Annotated in this window: 3 protein-coding genes and 1 pseudogene; 1 reads left to right on the top strand and 3 read right to left on the bottom strand. The window is 71.7% G+C overall.

What is annotated here, in order from left to right; translation table 11 throughout:
- From QZY48_RS28090 to QZY48_RS28080, 3 genes and pseudogenes are all read right to left on the bottom strand, one after another.
- Window positions 1-1,334: pseudogene (locus tag QZY48_RS28090) on the bottom strand (hypothetical protein); the annotation flags it as partial.
- Window positions 1,313-2,410: a hypothetical protein gene (locus tag QZY48_RS28085; protein ID WP_295436950.1), complete on the bottom strand. Its 1,098-nt coding sequence runs from the start codon at window positions 2,408-2,410 to the stop codon at window positions 1,313-1,315. The pseudogene QZY48_RS28090 and the gene QZY48_RS28085, both read right to left, overlap by 22 nt.
- A gap of 437 nt (window positions 2,411-2,847) precedes the next feature.
- Window positions 2,848-3,075 carry a hypothetical protein gene (locus QZY48_RS28080; protein ID WP_295436949.1) on the bottom strand — a complete coding sequence of 76 codons (228 nt, stop codon included), beginning with the start codon at window positions 3,073-3,075 and terminating at the stop codon, window positions 2,848-2,850.
- Window positions 3,076-3,427: 352 nt separating this feature from the next.
- Between QZY48_RS28080 and QZY48_RS28075 the strand changes: the two genes are divergently transcribed.
- Window positions 3,428-3,646, top strand: a complete 219-nt coding sequence (locus tag QZY48_RS28075; RefSeq protein WP_295436948.1) for a hypothetical protein — start codon at window positions 3,428-3,430, stop codon at window positions 3,644-3,646.
- Window positions 3,647-4,013: the final 367 nt, after the last annotated feature.

Below are 4,013 nucleotides of genomic sequence, written 5' to 3'. Positions count from 1 at the left end.
TGGGTGTCGAAGAAGACCACCAGCGCGTCCGGCAGCTTCAGCGGCAGCATGTTGAGCAGCGAGGTCTTGCCGCAGCGCCGCGGTCCGATCAGGGCGAGCGCCGCCCCCTGGCCCGGGTCGCCCAGGATGGACTCGATCTCCGCCACCAGCGGCTCGCGCCCGCGGAAGACCTCGCGGCCGAACTCGGGCTCCAGCGGGACCAGCGGGCGGAAGGGGTTCGGCACCTCCAGCGCCGCCTCGGCCTTGGTCGCGGCGAGCCAGTCGGCGACCAAGCGCTGCCAGTCGGGCAGGGCGGCGCGATAGATCGGCGCCTCCAGGTCGCGGCTGCCGAGCAGTGCATTGTCGAGCCCGCGCAGGCGGTCCGCGGCGGCGGTCAGTAGCTCCTGGCGCTGGCGGGCGATCAGGGTCAGCTCCGCCGCGCGCAGATAGCGGCCGACCTGTTGCAGGGCGGCGAAGGTGCCGTCGGCGCTGGCCGGGTCCGGCAGCCATTCTGCGTGCAGGTCGCGTAGGGCCTGGAAGCGGCGGTCGCGGGCCAGGGTTGCCAGCTCGTCGGCGCGCAGCAGGGCCAGTGCCCGGCGGCCGGCGCGGCGCTGACCGGGGGCGATGGCGCAGGCGGCCAGGGCGCGGCGGGCCAGGGTCGGGTCGCGGGCGGCGGTTGCGCGGATGTGCGCGGCCAGGGTCGGTAGCGGGAGATAGCTCAGCTCGTGGTGTAGGACCGGGCTGGCGGCGAGGGTGATGCGGCTAGTGTTTCTTTGGATGGTGAAGGCGATGAGTTGCCAGGGGATCTCCAGGAGGCTGAACGGCAACCTGACGTACGCCACACCGAACGCCCCGCCGAAAGTCAGGCCGAAGACCGGGCCGAAAGCCAGGCCGCCCCCGATGCTGCTCGCCAACGCGGCGGCTGTGTCAACGGCCACGACCCTGTCGCTGGCTACGCCCCAGGCCACGCCGAGGCCCAAGCCCAAGGCCAGACCGCCGGGAATTCCCGTCCAATCGCCATCAAAGCCAGCCACCGCGAGCACCAACGCGATTGTGACCGTGATGGCGAGGGTCCCCACCAGCAGCAACAGCGCCATCTGCGCCGCATAGGCCCGCGCCACCTCATCGCCCCGCCCCAGCCGCCAGGCGGACGCGCGGGGGTCGATTCCCAGCGCGCGCAGCCGACGATGCAGACTGATCGGCCGCATCAGCATCCACCAGCCCAGTTCCCAGGCACCGGGCAGTTGGGCCAGTCGTTCCGCCACCGACCCGGACCCAGGGTCCGGCGTGGCACCCGGCGCCGGGTCCTGCCCTGGGCCAGGCGCCCCGCCCGTCAATCCTTCCGGTTCAGCCATCCGCTCAGCACCCGCGCAAAGGGTTGGTGGTCGTCGGTGAGTAGCCCGCGTCGGCACAAGTCATCGCCGTGGTTCGCGTCGGTAGCCGTCCCCCCGGCGGCGGCGCGGCGCAGCCTTTGGCGGTCGCGCTCGGCGAGCCCCGGCCACCAGAGCGCGAACTGCTGCGCGGCCTCGTCGCGAAACCGCGCGAGCGCCTGGGCGCGGGGGTCGCCCCCGTCCGGGTCCGGCCCGTCCGCGCGGGCATCGAACAGCCGCCGCGCGAGCAGTGTGAGAAAGAACGGGTGCCGGCCGGCCCAGTCCAGCACCCAAGCCGGGTCGTCCGGCTCAAGCCCCGCCGCACCGCGGGCGAGCAGGGCCGCCGCGGCGCCGGGCTCCAGCAGCCCGATCCGCACCGCCTCCAGCATGTTCGCGAAGGGCGACACGCGCCCCAGGTCGGCGTAGACCTCGGGCAGGGTGCGGCGGGTGGCGAAGACCAGCGGCAGCCGGCGCCCGGTCAGCAGGCCCCGCAGCCGTTCCAGAAAGCCCGGCTCGCAATGCCCGAGAAGGCCCTCGGCCTCGTCGAGCAGCAAGAGCGGCGGCAGCCCGCCGCTCGCCTCGCGCTGGGCACTGCACCAGTCGCCGAGCCGGTCCGAGGCGGCGTCGGGGGACTCGGACACGGCCTGCTCGCCGGCCGCACCCGTCGCGGTCCCGGTCGCCGCCGACCGGTGGTCGGCCGGCACCGCGGCGACGACCGCATCGACCAAGGCCCGATGCCCTTGCCGCTCCCGCCCCTGGCCGGACAGCAGCCGCACCGCAAACCCCAGTTCCCGCGCCCGCTGGCCCCAAGTGTGCAGGAGCGAGGTCTTGCCGATCCGCCACTCGCCGAGCAGCGACACCCCGCGCCCATCCCAGGCCGCCCGCTCCAGGTCGCGCAGGGCGCCGGTGCGCCCGACGAAGATCGGGGGCAGGGCGATGGCCCAGGGGTCGAAGGGGTGGGGCGGGGGCGCGGCGCCTACCGCGCCCGGTGTGGTCAGCCATGCGGGTGACGGCGCGGCGGGCGGGGGAGGGAGGGGCGTCCGGGAGGAGCCAGAGGTCATCGGCCTGGATCGGGATCCCCTGTTTCGCCAGGGCATCGACGATCAGTTTCACCGAGCCGACCCGCGGCTGGTGCTCGCCGTCACGGATCTTGCGGAGATTGCGCTCATCCAGACCGGACTGATCGTCCAGCGTCTGCAGCGACCAGCCCAGCCGTGTCAGGTGGCGGTCGAGCGCCGCCCAGTTGAATCGCTTCCCGTCGGTCATCGCTGCCTCGCAAGTCCCCGGCTGATCGTCATTGAATGGCGTTGGTTCTGGTTCCGGCGGGCTGAGCGCGGGCTCGTCGCGGCTGAAGCCGCTCCCACCGGGCGGCAGCGGTCTTGCCGCGCGAGTCGCGCAGAGACGCAGAGGCGGTGATTCGCGACGCTCGGGCAACCCGCGAGGCCTCGTCGCGGCTGAAGCCGCTCCCACAGCGTCGCTGCGCGACCCTGCACCTTCCTCAGAGTCCGTGCTTCCTTTGGAGCTCGGCCATCGCGTCGTCCGAGTCCACCGCCGCCAAGTCGCCGCGGCGATGGGCCTCCAGGCGGTCGAGAGACTCGCTGGCCCAGGCGGCCTCCCAGGCGGGGTCGGGCGGGGTCACCAGATCATGAAGCGCGGAGAGCAAGGTGGCCTCCTCCGGCGGTAGTTGGCGTGCCCGGTCTACCAAGTCTTGAATGCGGGTGTTCATGCGAACCCTCTGGGACCTATTGATTAGCCTGATGGAAGTTCTCGGACCACGAACCGCACCGCGACCGTAGGGTGCGCCGTGCGCACCAGGGCGCTGCGCGAAACCCCAGCGGCGGCGAATAACCGCAGCCGCTCGGTGCGCACGGCGCACCCTGCTCCAATGGTCCGCGCGCTTGCGTCAGGTGGTACCAGGCCCGGTATTGCCCGGTCCTGACCGGGGCGCCCGCCGGCCGCCCGGAAACGCCCGATCGTGCCCGTTTTTCTGTTTTAGATCAGATTCATGCAAGCCCGGCTAGGCCGTCGGAAAGGGGCCATGATCAAGTCGTGTCCAACCGTAACCGACGAGGTCCGCCATGCTGTCGCTAGCCCTTATTCTGATCGCCTTCGAGGTCCTCTGCCATGCCGCACTGGCCCTGTTGCACCTGCTGTCCCTGCTCGGGCTGCCGGCCCCGTCGCACGAGGCGCGCGAGACCCTGGTCGGCCTGCTCTCCGCGGCCCTCACCGGCGCCCTGGTGGTCGCGGCCCTCTCCTATGCACACCTGCTGGTCGGGACCGTCGCTGCTGCGCACTGAGCCGAATCCGTCGCCGTCAGGCGGCAGACTTGAACCTCGGCGTCGCGATTGCCGGCTGGTGAGCGAGGCACTCACGCGGCGCAGCCGGGCCAGCTGCGGTGCGCAGAGGATGGGCCCAATACCCGGTTTCAGCGGATTTTGCGTATCGACCCCAACGGGGTCGAACATACCAGCCCAGGGCAACGCCCTGGGTATGGGTTATCCGCGGAGCTTAGCCCTGAAAGGGCGTGACATAACGGCGTGGCTCCTGATGTCACGCCCTTTCAGGGCTAGGCCGAATAAACCACGCAGCCCAGGGCGTTGCCCTGGGCTGGTATATCGCGCCCCTGCGGGGCTTGAGCAGGCGCAAGGATAGCTGCCAGGGGTA

The organism is uncultured Thiodictyon sp., from assembly GCF_903828115.1.
In the GTDB taxonomy this organism is placed as follows: Bacteria; Pseudomonadota; Gammaproteobacteria; order Chromatiales; family Chromatiaceae; genus Thiodictyon.
This window is presented reverse-complemented; position numbering and strand designations above follow the sequence as displayed.